We start from the raw sequence: 14,252 nt of genomic DNA on the forward strand, positions 1-14,252 counted from the left end.
CAATCCGGGAAGGTGATCACCATGGGACGCAGCAAGAACGATGTCTGGGTCGGCCTGTTCGTGATGCTGGGGCTGGCGGCGCTGGTGTTCCTGGCGCTGCAGTCGGCCAACCTGCTGACGCTGAGCTGGCAGTCCAGCTACCGCGTGACGGCGCATTTCGACAACATCGGCGGCCTCAAGCCCAAGGCGGCGGTCAAGAGCGCCGGCGTGGTGGTCGGGCGCGTGGCCGAGATCGGCTTCGACGACGAGCGCTACCAGGCGAAGATCGCGCTGGACATGGACGCGCGCTTTCACTTTCCCAAGGACAGTTCGCTGAAGATCCTCACCAGCGGGTTGCTGGGCGAGCAGTACGTCGGCGTCGAGGCCGGCGCCGACGATGCCAACCTGGCGGCCGGCGATAATGTGACCGCCACCCAATCGGCCGTGGTGCTGGAGAACCTGATCAGCCAGTTCCTCTACAACAGCGCGGCCGGCAACGCGTCCCCCGGCGCGGGCGGCAAGGCGCCGGGCAGGGCCAAGTAAGAAGAAGATCGAATGTCGATGAACATGCTTTTCGCGAACGCGCCGCGGCGCACCGGCGCACTGGCCGTCGGGCTGGCGCTGGCCCTGCTGGCGGGCTGCGCCACCGTGGCCAACCCCGATCCGCGCGATCCGTGGGAGGGCTACAACCGCTCCATGACGAGGTTCAACGACGCGGTGGATGGCGCCGTCATCAAGCCCGTCGCCACCGCCTACAAGGAAGTGCTGCCGCAGCCCGTGCGCACCGGCGTGGGCAATTTCTTCGGCAACCTGAGCGACGCCTGGTCCTTCGTCAACAACGTGCTGCAGGCCAAGCCCGAGGGCGCGCTGCACTCCTTCTGGCGTGTGGTGATCAACACCACCATCGGCCTGGGCGGCGTGCTCGACCCGGCCACCGAGATGCGGCTGGATCGCCACCGCGAGGACTTCGGCCAGACCCTGGGCCACTGGGGCGTGGGCGCGGGGCCGTACTTCGTGCTGCCCCTGCTGGGGCCGTCCACGCTGCGCGATTCGGTGGCGCTGCCGGTGGACTTCTACGGCCAGCCGCTCGGCCACGTGAACGATGTATCGGTGCGCAACTCGCTGATCGGCCTGCAGGCCATCGACACCCGCGCCAGGCTGCTGGAGGCGGGCGAGTTGCTCGACTCGGCCGCGCTCGACCCCTACACCTTCAAGCGCGATGCCTACCTGCAGAAGCGGCGCAACGACGTCCACGACGGCAACCCGCCGTCGGACGAGGAGCGCTACGACCTGGAGGAGGGCGCCGCGCCCGAAGGCGCGCCCAAGTAGGCGCGCAACTTGTAACACCCTGGGGGAACCGGGGTGCCCTCAGGCATTCCAAATCCCGGACGGCGCGCGTCGCGCCGGGAGAAAGCCATTCGCATGAACCAGCCCTACCGCCGTTTCCTCGTCAAATCCACCGTCGCCGCCGCGCTGGGCGCGCTTGCCCTGGCCGCCGCGCCCTGGGCGCGCGCCGCCGAGGAGGCGCCCGACGCCATGGTGCAGCGCCTGTCCAGCGAGGTGCTGCAGATCATCCGCTCCGACAAGGCGATCCAGAACGGCGACATCGACCGCGTGATGGCGGTGGTGGACACCAAGATCATGCCCAACGTGAACTTCACGCGCATGACCGCCTCGGCCACCGGCCCCGGCTGGCGCAAGGCCACGCCCGAGCAGCGTCAGAAGCTGCAGCAGGAGTTCAAGTCCCTGCTGGTGCGTACCTACGCCGGCGCGCTCCGGCAGGTCGGCGACCAGACCGTCGAGGTCCGGCCGATGCGTGCCGGCGCGGACGACAAGGAAGTGGTGGTGCGCACGCTGGTCAAGGGCAAGGGCGACCCGGTGCAGCTCGACTACCGCATGGAGCGCACCCCCGGCCAGGGCACCGGCTGGAAAATCTACGACCTGAACGTGCTGGGCGTGTGGCTGGTCGACAACTACCGCCCGCAGTTCGCGCAGCAGATCAACACCGGCGGCATCGACGCGCTGATCGGTGCGCTGGCCGAGCGCAACAAAACCAACCTCGCCGCCAACGGCAAAAACTGAGCGCTCGCCGTGCTGGTGCTTCCCGTCGAGTTGACGCACGCCCAGGCCACCGCCTGCCTGGACCTGCTGCTGAAGGCCGCCCGGGCCGAGACGGACACGCAGGTGCTGGTCGATGCCACGCCGCTGGCGCGCTTCGATTCGTCGGCGCTGGCGGTGCTGCTGGCGGTGCGGCGCGAATGCCTGCATGACGGCAAGGGCTTCGCGGTGCACGGGCTGGCGCCGCGCCTGCGCGAGCTGGCGGGTCTGTACGGCGTCGGCGCTCTGCTGCCCGCCCCGGCGGCGGCGGCCGACGCGGTGCTGGCCGCGTCCTGAGGCCCCGCAGCCGCTCGAAAACCCTCGAAAACGTACAATGGCGGGCTTCATGCCCGCGATCTCCTTCCAATCGGTTTCCAAGGTCTACGCGGCCTCCGGCAAGCCGGGCTCCCGTCCCCTCCAGGCCCTCGACAACGTCAGCTTCGACATCGAAGAGGGCGAATTCTTCGGCCTGCTCGGCCCCAACGGCGCCGGCAAGACCACGCTGATCTCCATTCTGGCGGGGCTGGCCCGCGCCAGCGCCGGCCGTGTGCTGGTGCACGGTTTCGACGTGCAGGCCGACTACGCGCAGGCGCGCCGCCACCTGGGCATCGTGCCGCAGGAACTGGTGTTCGATCCCTTCTTCACCGTGCGCGAGGCGCTGCGCTTCCAGTCCGGCTACTTCGGCTTGCACGGCAACGGCGACTGGATCGACGAACTGCTGGCCGGCCTGGGGCTGCTCGACAAGGCCGGTGCCAACATGCGCCAGCTCTCCGGCGGCATGAAGCGCCGCGTGCTGGTGGCGCAGGCGCTGGTGCACAAGCCGCCCGTCATCGTGCTGGACGAGCCCACCGCCGGCGTGGACGTGGAGCTGCGCCAGACGCTGTGGCAGTTCGTCGCCAACCTCAACCGGCAGGGCCACACCGTGCTGCTGACCACCCACTACCTCGAAGAGGCCGAGGCGCTGTGCCAGCGCATCGCCATGCTCAAGCAGGGCCGGGTGATCGCGCTGGAGCGCACCAGCACGCTGCTGGCCAACGCCACCGCCAACGTGCTGCACTTCAAGACCGACAGCGCGCTGCCCGGGCCGCTGGCGGTGCAGGCGCGCGTCACCGGCCGCATCGTGGAGCTGCCCGCGCACGACCCGGCCGAGATCGAGCGCCACCTGGCCGCGCTGCGCGAGGCCGCCGTGGCGGTGGAGGACATCGAGATCCGCAAGGCCGACCTGGAGGACGTGTTCATCCAGCTCATGGCCGGGCAGGGCGCCGACGCGCCCGCCGCCGTGGAGGTCGCGCGATGAAGCAGGCCAGCGCCTTGGCCCCCCGCCTGCAGGCGGCGCCGGCCACCAACGACGGCTGGAAGATGCTGCTGAAGAAGGAGGTGCTGCGCTTCTGGCGCGTCGCCTTCCAGACCATCGCCGCGCCGGTGCTCACGGCCGTGCTGTACCTGATGATCTTCGGCCACGTGCTCAGCGGCCGCGTGGAGGTCTACCCCGGCGTCGGCTACGTCGCCTTCCTGGTGCCCGGCCTGGTGATGATGAGCGTGCTGCAGAACGCCTTCGCCAACAGCGCCTCCAGCCTGGTGCAGAGCAAGATCATGGGCAACCTGGTGTTCCAGCTGCTCACGCCCCTGTCGGCCTGGCACTGGTTCGTCGCCTACGTGGGCGCGGCCATTGCGCGCGGGCTGCTGGTGGGGCTGGGCGTGTACCTGGTGACGCTGCTGTACGCGCCGCCGCGCGCCGCCGCCCCGCTGTGGATCGTCGTCTTCGCCCTGCTGGGCGCGGGGCTGATGGGCGTGCTGGGCCTGCTGGCCGGGCTGTGGGCCGACAAGTTCGACCAGATGGCCACGTTCCAGAACTTCATCGTCATGCCCATGACCTTCCTGGCCGGCGTGTTCTATTCCATCCACTCGCTGCCCGGCGTGTGGCAGGGCTTGAGCCACCTCAATCCGTTCTTCTACATGATCGACGGGTTCCGCTACGGCTTCTTCGGCGTCAGCGACGTCTCGCCCTGGCTCAGCCTGGCCATCGCGGGGGGCAGCCTGCTGGTGCTGGCCGCGTTGACGCAGCACCTGCTGAAGACCGGCTACAAACTCAGAAGTTGAGCGTGGAGCGTGGAGCGAGAAATCCACCACGCCCCACGCCAAACGCGCAACGCAAAACAATGACCGCCGACCAACTCAAGCAACTCATCGCCGCCGGCCTGGCGTGCGAGCACCTCGACGTCGAGGGCGACGGGCGCCACTGGTTCGCCACCATCGTCTCGGCCGAGTTCGAGGGCCAGCGCCCCATCGCCCGCCACCAGCGCGTATACGCCACGCTCGGCCAGCGCCTGCAGTCCGACGAGGTGCACGCGCTGTCGATGAAGACCCTGACGCCCACCGAATGGGCCGCGCGGCGCACGTGATTACTATTTATTTGATAGCTGCCTGTGCATATTTGGTGCGGGCTGATGGCCAACTTGATTCATAAACCCCGCCAACCATGGACAAACTGCTGATCCGCGGCGGCCGCCCGCTCAGGGGCGAGGTCGACATCTCCGGCGCCAAGAACGCCGCCCTGCCCGAGATGTGCGCCGCCCTGCTCACCGGCGAGCCGGTGCACCTGGCCAACGTGCCGCGCCTGCACGACGTGCGCACCATGCGCCGGCTGCTGGGCCACATGGGCGTGGCGACCGAGACGCATGGCGAGCGCGGCGGCATGTCGTTCCAGGCGCCCGATACCCTCAACCCCGAGGCGCCCTACGAGCTGGTCAAGACCATGCGCGCCTCGGTGCTGGCCCTGGGGCCGCTGCTGGCGCGCTTCGGCCGCGCCCGGGTGTCGCTGCCCGGCGGCTGCGCCATCGGCTCGCGGCCGGTGGACCAGCACATCAAGGGCCTGCAGGCCATGGGCGCCGACATCGTGGTGGAGCACGGCTACATGGTGGCCAGCCTGCCGCCGGGCCGCACCCGCCTGCGGGGCGCGCGCGTCACCACCGACATGGTCACCGTCACCGGCACCGAGAACCTGCTCATGGCCGCCTGCCTGGCCGAGGGCGAGACCGTGCTGGAGAACGCCGCCCAGGAGCCCGAGATCACCGACCTGGCCGAGATGCTCATCAAGATGGGCGCGCGCATCGACGGCCACGGCACCAGCCGCATCCGCATCCAGGGCGCGGCGCGCCTGCACGGCTGCACCCACGAAGTGGTGGCCGACCGCATCGAGGCCGGCACCTTCCTGTGCGCCGTGGCCGCCGTCGGCGGCGACGCGACGCTGCGCCACGCGCGCGCCGACCACCTGGACGCGGTGATCGACAAGCTGCGCGAGGCCGGCGCCACCGTCGAGCCCGCGCCGGACGGCCTTCGCGTGGCCAGCCCCGGCGGCCGGGCGCTGAAGGCGCAGACCTTCCGCACCACCGAGTACCCCGGCTTCCCCACCGACATGCAGGCGCAGTTCATGGCCCTCAACTGCGTGGCCGCCGGCTCCAGCATGGTCACCGAGACCATCTTCGAGAACCGCTTCATGCACGTCAACGAGCTGGTGCGCCTGGGCGCCCAGATCCATGTGGACGGCCGCGCGGCCCTGATCGAGGGCGTGCCGCGCCTGTCCGGCGCCACCGTCATGGCCACCGACCTGCGCGCCTCCGCCAGCCTGGTCATCGCCGGCCTGGTGGCCGACGGCGAGACGCTGGTGGACCGCATCTACCACCTCGACCGCGGCTACGACCAGATGGAAGACAAGCTGCGCGGCATCGGGGCCGACATCGAGCGCATCTCATGATTACCCTCGCCCTCTCCAAAGGCCGCATCTTCGACGAGACCCTGCCGTTGCTGGCCGCCGCCGGCATCGAGGTCACGGAAGACCCCGAAACCTCGCGCAAGCTCATCCTGCCCACCAGCCAGCCCGGCGTGCGCGTGGTGCTGGTGCGCGCCAGCGACGTGCCCACCTACGTCGAATACGGCGGCGCCGACCTGGGCGTGACCGGCAAGGACGTGCTCATCGAGCACGGCGGCGCCGGCCTGTACCAGCCGCTCGATTTGCGCATCGCCAGGTGCCACATGGCCGTGGCCGCGCCCGCCGGCTTCGACTACGCCCGCGCCGTGCGCCAGGGCAGCCGCATCACCGTGGCCACCAAGTACACCGCCATCGCGCGCGAGTTCTTCGCCGACAAGGGCGTGCACGTCGATCTGATCAAGCTCTACGGCAGCATGGAGCTGGCCCCGCTCACCGGCCTGGCCGACGCCATCGTCGACCTGGTCAGCACCGGCAAGACGCTCAAGGCCAACCACCTGGTCGAGGTCGAGCACGTCATGGACATCAGCGCCCGCCTGGTCGTCAACCAGGCCGCGCTCAAGCTCAAGACCGACGGCATTCGCCGCATCATCGACGCGTTTGCCGCTGCCGTGCCGCAGGCCGAATCAGTATGAAATTGATAGCTGCTCCCGCAAGACTGTCCACGGCCCGTGCCGACTTCGAGCAAGATTTCGCCCAGCGCCTGCACTGGTCCGCCGACACCGACGCCGCCATCGAGCAGCGCGTGGCCGACATCCTGGCCGACGTGCGTGCGCGCGGCGACGTGGCGGTGCTGGAATACACCGCGCGCTTCGACGGCGTGCAGGCGCCCGACATGGCCGCGCTGGAGTTGAAGGCCGATGAGCTGAAAGTCGCCTTTGACGGCCTGCCCGCCGATCAGCGCGAGGCGCTGCAGGCCGCCGCCGCGCGCATTCGCCGATACCACGAATGGCAAAAAACGCAGGGCGGCGAAACGGCGACCTACCGCGACGAAGATGGCACCTTGCTGGGCCAGAAGGTCACGCCGCTGGACCGCGTGGGCATCTACGTGCCGGGCGGCAAGGCGGCTTACCCGTCCAGCTTGCTGATGAATGCCATTCCCGCGCACGTGGCCGGTGTGGCGGAAATCATCATGGTCATGCCCACGCCCGTGCGCGGCAGCGTGGCCACGGGCGGCACGGGCACGGCCACGGCGGCGGGGGGCGAGCGCAATGAGTTGGTGCTGGCCGCCGCCCACGTGGCCGGCGTCACGCGCGCCTTCACCATCGGCGGCGCGCAGGCCATCGGCGCGCTGGCCTACGGCACCGCCACGATCCCCAAGGTGGACAAGATCACCGGCCCCGGCAATGCCTACGTGGCCAGCGCCAAGAAGCGCGTGTTCGGCCAAGTCGGCATCGACATGATCGCCGGGCCGAGCGAGATCCTGGTGCTGGCCGACGGCAGCACGCCGCCCGACTGGGTGGCGATGGATCTGTTCAGCGCAGGCCGAGCACGACGAGCTGGCGCAGTCCATCCTGCTGTGCCCCGACGCCGCCTACATCGACGCCGTGCAGGCCGCCATCGACCGCCTGCTGCCCGACATGCCGCGCGCCGAAATCATCGCCAAGAGCCTGACCGGGCGCGGCGCGCTGATCCTCACCAAGGACATGGAAGAAGCCTGCGCCATCGCCAACCGCATCGCCCCCGAACACCTGGAAGTGAGCAGCCGCGACCCGCGCCGCTGGGAGCCGCTGCTGCGCCACGCCGGCGCCATCTTCCTGGGCGCCTACACCAGCGAATCGCTGGGCGATTACTGCGCCGGCCCCAACCACGTGCTGCCCACCAGCGGCACGGCGCGCTTCTCGTCGCCGCTGTCGGTGTACGACTTCCAGAAGCGCAGCAGCCTGATCGAGGTGAGCGCGCGGGGCGTCCAGGCGCTGGGCCGCATCGCCAGCGTGCTGGCGCATGGCGAGGGTCTGCAGGCGCATGCGCGCGCGGCGGAGATGCGGTTGAAATGAGCGCGGCGCCAGAAGATCCGCCGCCGTTCGTCTGTTTTGGAATAAAAAAGGCCTTTAGCCAGCGCGAATAAAGCGTCTGAAGCTATCAAATATGTAGCTTTCGGCGAGCCGCGCATGGGCGTCCGCCCACTCGGTGAAATAGCCCCTGTCGCCGCCGGCTGTGGGGGTGTACTCGCTGGGGCATGCAGATGGGGAGAGCGGGGAGTTACCGCCGCACCATCACTCGGTACGTGAACTGGTCCGGCCGGAAATACACGTCGGAATACAGCAGCGCAAGTCCCGTCAGGTCATAGGGAACGAAGCGCATGTACAGCAGGGGCGCGTCGGCGGGAACGCCCAGCAGCAAGCCGCGGATCCTCCCGGCTTTCACCGCGGTGGCGGAGATCTGCGTGCGGTCCAGCCGGAAGTCCAGATCCTCTTCAAGCAGGGTCATGGCGTCTTCCTGCGCCAGCCGCTGGGCCAGGATGTCGCGGCCCAGGGTGGGTTCGTAGAAGGTGTGGACGAAGGCGGCCGGCACGCCGTCGATCGTGCGCAGCGTGCGCACGACGGACACGGGAGCACCGGGCGCCAGCTTGAGCGCCCGGGCCGCTCGGACCGGGGCCGGGCCGGTGCGCGTGCTGAGCGTGTGTCCAGCGCCCGCGCGGCCGTGGGTGCGCAGTATTTCGTTGAACCCCGCGAGCATGCCCAGGCGCGGCGCATCGGCGGGGCGGGTGACGAAACTGCCTTTGCCGTTGAGGGTCTCGATCAGACCCTCGGCCTGCAGTTCGTTCAGCGCTTGCCGCACCGTGATCCGGCTGACGCCAAAGGCCTGCTGCATCTGCGCTTCGGAGGGCAGCTTCTGGCCCGCCGGCAGACGCTTTTCGAGGATGTCCTGACGCAGGCGCGCCTTGATCTGCGCGAAAAGAGGCCGTGCCGCCGCGGCCGGCGCATCGGCGCCGGAGCGCGCGCGGTCGTTGAGGTGGGTCATGAGCGCCTTTGGGACATGCCGGGTGGGAATGGGTGCAGTTTAGCGTCGAGCCAGCCTGTCATATCAGGTATTGATCCGAGCTCGAAATCGACCTATCATGACAGGTGACAAGAAAAGCCGGTGGATATCCCCAACCGGCGCATCCCTTCACCTCAAGGAGACATTCGATGAACCGTCGGTACCTGTTCCGGACCCTGGCCGCCCTCGGCGCCATGACAACCCTGGCCGCATCAGCCCATGCCGCGGATGCCTATCCTTCAAAGCCCATCAAGATCCTGGTGCCCTACGCGGCCGGCGGGGTCGTGGACGTGCAGACACGCGCCATGACGCAGACCATGTCCGAAGTGCTGAAGGCGCCCATCGTGGTGGAGCCCAAGCCCGGCGCCAGCGGCAGCATTGCCGCCGAAGCGGCTTCCCTGGCCGCTCCGGACGGTTACACCCTGATCGTGTCGGCCAGTTTCATGAACACGGCCCCGCTGCTGGAAAACAACCTGCGCTGGTCGCCCAAGCAATTCACCCCGGTGGGACGATTCGCCCTCTCGCCCAGCTATTTCGTGGTGCCGGCCACCTCGCCCGCCCGCACCGTGAAGGAATTCGTCGAGATGGCCAAGAAGTCGGCCAAGACGCTGCGATACGCCAACGGCGGCAACGGCACGCCGCAGCAAATTTCCAACGAATTGTTCGCGCACGAGGCGGGCATCCACCTGGACCCGGTGATGTACAAGGGCGCGCCGCCTTCGGTGCCCGACCTGATCAACGGCCTGGTTGCCATGACGGTGTTGCCTTCCTCGGTGGCCCACCCGCAAGTCCACGGAGGGAAATTGCGCGCCCTGGCCAACATGAGCAGCACGCGCTCGCCCCAACTGCCCGACGTGCCGACCATCGCGGAAGCCGGCTATCCCGGGGCCACCGTGCTCTCCTGGTATGGACTGCACGCGCCGGCCGGAACACCGCCGGAGGTGATCCACATCCTGGAGGCGGCCATGCGGCAGGCTTGCGCCACGGCCGAAGTCAAGCAGCGCCTGACCGCCGCCGGTGGGGAAGAGGCTTTCCTGGGCACCAAGGACTTTTCGGCTTTTCTCGCCAAGGATGCCGAGCAGTGGGCCAGGGCCGTGAAAGTGATCTCCAAATGAAGCATCTGGCCAGCACGCGCTCGGGCGACGCGTACGCAGCCTTGATCGACAACCTTCGCGATTTCATCGACACCGAGGTCATCCCGCGTGAAAACCTGGAGACGGCCCAGGACGGCGACGAGACACGCCGCATCGCCCGGGATTTGCAGGCGCTGGCCCAGGCGCGCGGCCTGGGCGCGCCCCGTGGCCGGCGCGAAGACGGGGGCCTGGCGCTGTCCTGGACGGAATGCTGCGCCTACCTGGAACAGGCCGGCCGCAGCTTTCTGGGCCCCCTGGCGCTGCGCTGCGCGCCGCCGACACAGCCGGACGTGTTCGCGCTTGAAAGCCTGGCCAGCCCGGCCCAGCGCGAGCGCTACCTGCTGCCGCTGATGCGCGGCGAGCGCGCCTCCTGCTTCGCCATGACGGAGCCGGCGCCCGGCGTCGGCTCCGACCCCCGCATGCTCGCCACCTCCGCGCGCCGAACCCCCGACGGCTGGGTGATCGACGGACACAAGTGGTTCATCTCGGGGGCCATGCGCGCGGATTTCGCCATCGTCGTGGCCCGTACTGAATCCGGCTCCTCGTGGTTCCTGGTGGACGTGGACACGCCGGGTTTTCGGATCGTGCGCGATATCCCCACCATGGAGCCCTTCGACATGGGCGGGCACGCCGAGATACTGCTCCAGGACCTGCATGTACCGGCCGACGCACTGATCGGCGAGGAGGGCAAGGGTCTCGCGCATTCGCAGCTGCGGCTGGAAGGCGCGCGACTGTTCCACTGCATGCGCTACATCGGGCTGGCGTCGCGCGCGATGGGCATCGCGCAAGAGTACGCCTGCCGACGCGAATCGCAGGGCGTCAAGCTGGCCGATCACCAGATGGTGCAGGCCATGGTGGCGGACGCGCACATCCAGCTGTATGCCGCCAGGCAGATGACCCTGGACGTGGCGCGCCGGCTCGACGCGGGCGAATCCATTCGCCATCACTCGTCCATGGCCAAGGTATTCGTTGCCGAAGCCGTTTACCAGGTGGCCGATTCCGCGGTGCAGATGTGCGGGGCGCTGGGCGTTTCAGAGGACATCCCGGTGTCCATGATTCTGCGCATGCTGCGGCCGTTCCGCATCTACGACGGCGCGTCGGAAGTGCACCGCGCGGCCATCGCCCGCCGTGCGCTGAACCATGGGCTGGCGGCCTGACAGGGAGACAAGCATGTTCACTACGACGGATCTCGATCAGTTCCGCCAGGACGTGCGGCAGTTCGTGCGCGAACAACTGCCGCCCGATCTGCGCCAAACCGTTCGCCAGGGCCAGCAGCCCACGCCGCCCCAACTGATCGGCTGGCACGAGCGGCTGGCGGCCGCGGGCGTCCTGGTGCCGCACTGGCCCGTTCAATGGGGCGGGCGTGGCTGGACGGTCGCGCAGCAGATGGTTTTCGACGAAGAAATGGCCCTGGGCGGCGCGCCCGAGCTGAGCAGCATCACTTTCGACATGATCGGCCCGGTGCTGATGCGCTACGGCAGCGCCGATCAGCAGCAGCGCTTCCTGCCGGCCATTGCCTCCGGGCGCCAGTGGTGGTGCCAGGGCTACTCGGAGCCCAATGCCGGCTCCGACCTGGCCGGGCTGGCGACGCGCGCCGAGCGCGAGGGCGACGACTACGTCGTCAATGGCTCCAAGATCTGGACCTCCTATGCGCAGTACGCCGACTGGCTCTTCGTGCTGGTGCGCACCGAGCGGGGTGGCAAGCCGCAAGAGGGCATCAGCTTCCTGTTGGCCGAGATGAGCTCGCCCGGCATCACCGTGCGGCCGATCGTCGGCATCCACGGCTGGCCGGTGTTTTGCGAAGTGTTCTTCGACAACGTGCGCGTCCCGGTCGATCAGCGCATCGGCGAGGAAAACCAAGGCTGGACCGTCGCCAAGTCGCTGCTGGAGTTCGAGCGGCTCAAGCTGGCGCGCATCGGAGAGAACAAGCGCCGCATGGCCCGCGTGCGCGAGATCGCGCTGTCGCGCCGGCGCGGCGGCCGCCGGGTGGCCGATCTACCCTGGTTCCGCGAGCGCTTCGCCGAGCTTGAATCGCGCCTGATCGCGCTGGAAGCCAACGCGGCACGTTTCGTGGCGCGCCAGGCGGCCGGCGAGCGGCTGGGGGCCGAGGTGTCGATGCTCAAGATGCGCGGCAGCCGCTTGATCCAGCTCTGGGAAGAATTGATCGTGGACGCCCTCGGCCCCGAGGCCATGCCACTGTCTCCGCCGTGGCTGGCCGGCGCGGCCGATGCCGCGCCGCAAGACGCGCTGGCGGGCACGGCGTCATCCCGGCGGTTCCTGGCGCGCGGTTACACCATCGCCGGCGGCACGAGCGAGATTCAGCACAACATCATCGCCAAGCAGGTGCTCGCGCTATGACCGAAACACCCTCACTGAACGCCGACACCGAGATGCAGCAGATGCTGGTCGACAGCGCGCGCCGCTGGGCGGAGCGCGCATGCACGCCGGCGCAGCGCGCCCTGGCGTCCGGGCATGCGACGGGATGCCCGCCGGAGCGCTGGCGTGCGCTGGCCGAACTCGGCTGGCTGGGCATCGCGTTGCCGGAAGCCGACGGCGGCCTGGGGGCTGGGCTGCCGGAACAGTGCCTGCTGGCCGAGCAACTGGGCCGCGCATTGCTGGTCGAGCCCTTCGTGGCGAGCGCGGTGCTGGGCAGCGGCCTGCTGGATCGCGTCGCCGAGGGCCCTGTGCGCGAACGCTGGCTTCCGGCGCTTGCCACGGGCGAGCGCCGCGTGGTGTGGGCCGCCTGGGAGCCCGACGGCGACGCCACGCTGCGCGCCCTCTCCGCACGGGCCATCCGCCAGGGCGAGACCTGGCGGCTTTCAGGAAGCAAGGGCTTGATGCCCGGCGCCGGTGGCGCCGACGCGCTGCTGGTCACGGCGCAACTTGCCGGCGACGCCTCCCGCATGGGGTTGTTCCTGCTGGAGGCGGATGCAAGCGGCCTCGCGCTCGGCAACCAGCGCCTGTACGACGGACGGCACGCCGCCGACTTGCGCCTGGACGATGCCGCCGCGACGCTGCTGCGAGAAGGCCCGGCCGCCGACATGCTCGCCCTGCTGAACCCAGTGATGGACCGAGGCCGCGTGGCGCATGGCGCGGAGACGCTGGGCGCCGCGCAGGCGGCTTTCGACATCACCTTGGACTACGTGCGCACGCGGCGCCAGTTTGGCCGCGCGCTGGGGCAGAACCAGGTCGTGCAGCACCGGCTGGTGGATTTGTATGTCGAGATTCAGGAAACGCGCGCCTTGTGCCTGCAAGCCGCCGCTGCCCCGTCGCCCCGCCACGTCGCCGCGCTCGGCCTGCGCACGGGCCAGGTGGCCCGCCACACCTGGGAAGAGGCTCTACAGCTTCACGGCGCCATCGGCATGACCGAAGAGTACGTGCTGGGCGAATACGTGCGCCGCCTCGCGCTGGCGGCCGATCTCTACGGCAGTGGTCCCGACCACGCCGATCGCCTGGCCCACCTGTCCCTGGGAGTCGACGCATGAATGCCACCGCCGCGCCGCAAGACGCCGTCCTCGTCGAGCGCCTGGAGGGCGTGATCCAGCTCACCCTCAACGCACCGAAAAATCGCAACTCGCTGCAGTCGCCGGGCATCTACGAGGGCCTGATGGCCGGTTTCGACGCGCTGGAGCAGGATTCGAGCCTGCGCGCCGCCGTTATCACCGGGGCCGGCGGCGCCTTTTGCTCGGGCGGCGACCTGCGCCAGTTGGCCGCCGGCAGCGAGGACGACGTGCGCACACGCATGACGCGCAACGCCTGGCTGTACCGCCGCATCGCCCTGTCCGACAAGCTGATCGTGGCCGCGGTGGACGGCCCCGCCTACGGCGCCGGCCTGGGCCTGGCCGCCGCGTGCGACGTGGTGGTGGCCGGGCAGAGCGCGGTGTTCTGCTGCGCCTTTGCCCGGGTGGGCGCCATGCCCGACGCGGCCCTGTTCTGGTCGCTGCCGGCACGCGTCGGCATCCCGCAGGCGCGCCGCCTCATGCTGTGGGCCGGCGAAGTGAGGGGCAGCGAAGCGGTGTCGATCGGCCTGGCCGACGAATACGTGGCCGAAGGCAGCGCGCTGCCGCTGGCGCGGCAACTGGCGCGGCGCATCGCGCAAGGCCCCGTCCGCTCCTTCGGGCGCATCAAGACCGGGCTCAGGCAAGCGCCCATGTCGATGGAGCAGGCGCTCGGGTTCCAGCTCGACAACGCGCCGGGCCTGTTCGCCAGCGACGATTTCAAGGAAGGCGCCGCCGCCTTCTTTGAAAAGCGTGCGCCGCGGTTCGGGCGTGGCGATGAGTGAGCCAGGAGGAACA

The 14,252-nt window shown here is 69.3% G+C and carries 15 protein-coding genes and 1 pseudogene; 15 read left to right on the forward strand and 1 reads right to left on the reverse strand.

Features of this window, described 5'->3' with window-relative positions; all coding sequences use genetic code 11:
- Positions 1–21 precede the first annotated feature (21 nt).
- The 10 genes and pseudogenes from mlaD (at position 22) to hisD (ending at position 7,839) form a co-directional block, all read left to right on the forward strand.
- The gene (gene mlaD, locus IPG65_RS00880; protein ID WP_293187422.1) at positions 22–522 is read left to right on the forward strand and encodes an outer membrane lipid asymmetry maintenance protein MlaD; all 501 of its coding nucleotides are present in this window, start codon (positions 22–24) and stop codon (positions 520–522) included.
- 18 nt (positions 523–540) lie between these two features.
- Positions 541–1,308, forward strand: coding sequence for a VacJ family lipoprotein (locus IPG65_RS00885; protein WP_293187424.1), 768 nt, complete (start codon positions 541–543; stop codon positions 1,306–1,308).
- 93 nt (positions 1,309–1,401) lie between these two features.
- A complete protein-coding gene (locus IPG65_RS00890; protein WP_293187426.1) occupies positions 1,402–2,061 on the forward strand; it encodes a phospholipid-binding protein MlaC in 660 nt (219 codons plus the stop codon).
- Between the two features lie 9 nt (positions 2,062–2,070).
- Positions 2,071–2,373 (forward strand): STAS domain-containing protein, encoded by a 303-nt coding sequence (locus IPG65_RS00895; RefSeq protein WP_293187428.1) that lies wholly within the window; start codon positions 2,071–2,073, stop codon positions 2,371–2,373.
- Between the two features lie 49 nt (positions 2,374–2,422).
- Positions 2,423–3,373: an ABC transporter ATP-binding protein gene (locus tag IPG65_RS00900; protein ID WP_293187430.1), complete on the forward strand. Its 951-nt coding sequence runs from the start codon at positions 2,423–2,425 to the stop codon at positions 3,371–3,373.
- Positions 3,370–4,176, forward strand: a complete 807-nt coding sequence (locus IPG65_RS00905; protein WP_293187432.1) for an ABC transporter permease — start codon at positions 3,370–3,372, stop codon at positions 4,174–4,176. Before IPG65_RS00900 ends, IPG65_RS00905 begins: the two co-directional genes overlap by 4 nt.
- 59 nt (positions 4,177–4,235) lie before the next feature.
- Positions 4,236–4,478: a BolA family protein gene (locus tag IPG65_RS00910; RefSeq protein WP_293187434.1), complete on the forward strand. Its 243-nt coding sequence runs from the start codon at positions 4,236–4,238 to the stop codon at positions 4,476–4,478.
- Between the two features lie 77 nt (positions 4,479–4,555).
- Complete coding sequence (murA, locus tag IPG65_RS00915) at positions 4,556–5,830, forward strand: UDP-N-acetylglucosamine 1-carboxyvinyltransferase (RefSeq protein WP_293187436.1); 1,275 nt, start codon at positions 4,556–4,558, stop codon at positions 5,828–5,830.
- Entirely contained in the window at positions 5,827–6,477 is a 651-nt protein-coding gene (gene hisG, locus IPG65_RS00920; RefSeq protein WP_293187437.1) for an ATP phosphoribosyltransferase, read from the forward strand. The genes murA and hisG overlap by 4 nt, the downstream gene beginning before the upstream one ends.
- Positions 6,474–7,839: pseudogene (gene hisD / locus IPG65_RS00925) on the forward strand (histidinol dehydrogenase). Before hisG ends, hisD begins: the two are co-directional and overlap by 4 nt.
- 205 nt (positions 7,840–8,044) lie before the next feature.
- Here the strand turns inward: hisD and IPG65_RS00930 are convergent.
- A complete protein-coding gene (locus IPG65_RS00930; protein ID WP_293187438.1) occupies positions 8,045–8,806 on the reverse strand; it encodes a GntR family transcriptional regulator in 762 nt (253 codons plus the stop codon).
- 167 nt (positions 8,807–8,973) lie between these two features.
- On the opposite strand from IPG65_RS00930, the gene IPG65_RS00935 reads away from it, so the two are divergent.
- Genes IPG65_RS00935 through IPG65_RS00955 form a run of 5 tightly spaced genes read left to right on the forward strand, consistent with a single transcriptional unit; the run spans position 8,974 to position 14,239 of the window.
- Positions 8,974–9,939 (forward strand): tripartite tricarboxylate transporter substrate binding protein, encoded by a 966-nt coding sequence (locus IPG65_RS00935; protein WP_293187439.1) that lies wholly within the window; start codon positions 8,974–8,976, stop codon positions 9,937–9,939.
- The gene (locus IPG65_RS00940) at positions 9,936–11,114 is read left to right on the forward strand and encodes an acyl-CoA dehydrogenase family protein (protein WP_293187440.1); all 1,179 of its coding nucleotides are present in this window, start codon (positions 9,936–9,938) and stop codon (positions 11,112–11,114) included. Before IPG65_RS00935 ends, IPG65_RS00940 begins: the two co-directional genes overlap by 4 nt.
- 13 nt (positions 11,115–11,127) lie before the next feature.
- Positions 11,128–12,315 (forward strand): acyl-CoA dehydrogenase family protein, encoded by a 1,188-nt coding sequence (locus IPG65_RS00945; RefSeq protein ID WP_293187441.1) that lies wholly within the window; start codon positions 11,128–11,130, stop codon positions 12,313–12,315.
- Complete coding sequence (locus IPG65_RS00950; protein ID WP_293187442.1) at positions 12,312–13,442, forward strand: acyl-CoA dehydrogenase; 1,131 nt, start codon at positions 12,312–12,314, stop codon at positions 13,440–13,442. The genes IPG65_RS00945 and IPG65_RS00950 overlap by 4 nt, the downstream gene beginning before the upstream one ends.
- Positions 13,439–14,239: an enoyl-CoA hydratase/isomerase family protein gene (locus IPG65_RS00955; RefSeq protein WP_293187444.1), complete on the forward strand. Its 801-nt coding sequence runs from the start codon at positions 13,439–13,441 to the stop codon at positions 14,237–14,239. Before IPG65_RS00950 ends, IPG65_RS00955 begins: the two co-directional genes overlap by 4 nt.
- Positions 14,240–14,252 lie beyond the last annotated feature (13 nt).

The organism is Ottowia sp. (assembly GCF_016703145.1).
GTDB lineage: Bacteria > Pseudomonadota > Gammaproteobacteria > Burkholderiales > Burkholderiaceae_C > Ottowia.

Excerpts from the sequence above, each read along its gene's own strand:
- IPG65_RS00940 (WP_293187440.1), top strand. The coding sequence starts at position 9,936 with ATGAAGCATCTGGCCAGCACGCGCTCGGGCGACGCGTACGCAGCCTTG.
- IPG65_RS00930 (WP_293187438.1), bottom strand. The coding sequence starts at position 8,806 with ATGACCCACCTCAACGACCGCGCGCGCTCCGGCGCCGATGCGCCGGCC.
- IPG65_RS00955 (WP_293187444.1), top strand. The coding sequence starts at position 13,439 with ATGAATGCCACCGCCGCGCCGCAAGACGCCGTCCTCGTCGAGCGCCTG.
- mlaD (WP_293187422.1), top strand. The coding sequence starts at position 22 with ATGGGACGCAGCAAGAACGATGTCTGGGTCGGCCTGTTCGTGATGCTG.
- IPG65_RS00910 (WP_293187434.1), top strand. The coding sequence starts at position 4,236 with ATGACCGCCGACCAACTCAAGCAACTCATCGCCGCCGGCCTGGCGTGC.
- IPG65_RS00950 (WP_293187442.1), top strand. The coding sequence starts at position 12,312 with ATGACCGAAACACCCTCACTGAACGCCGACACCGAGATGCAGCAGATG.
- hisG (WP_293187437.1), top strand. The coding sequence starts at position 5,827 with ATGATTACCCTCGCCCTCTCCAAAGGCCGCATCTTCGACGAGACCCTG.
- IPG65_RS00945 (WP_293187441.1), top strand. The coding sequence starts at position 11,128 with ATGTTCACTACGACGGATCTCGATCAGTTCCGCCAGGACGTGCGGCAG.
- IPG65_RS00935 (WP_293187439.1), top strand. The coding sequence starts at position 8,974 with ATGAACCGTCGGTACCTGTTCCGGACCCTGGCCGCCCTCGGCGCCATG.
- IPG65_RS00900 (WP_293187430.1), top strand. The coding sequence starts at position 2,423 with ATGCCCGCGATCTCCTTCCAATCGGTTTCCAAGGTCTACGCGGCCTCC.
- IPG65_RS00885 (WP_293187424.1), top strand. The coding sequence starts at position 541 with ATGAACATGCTTTTCGCGAACGCGCCGCGGCGCACCGGCGCACTGGCC.
- IPG65_RS00905 (WP_293187432.1), top strand. The coding sequence starts at position 3,370 with ATGAAGCAGGCCAGCGCCTTGGCCCCCCGCCTGCAGGCGGCGCCGGCC.
- IPG65_RS00890 (WP_293187426.1), top strand. The coding sequence starts at position 1,402 with ATGAACCAGCCCTACCGCCGTTTCCTCGTCAAATCCACCGTCGCCGCC.
- murA (WP_293187436.1), top strand. The coding sequence starts at position 4,556 with ATGGACAAACTGCTGATCCGCGGCGGCCGCCCGCTCAGGGGCGAGGTC.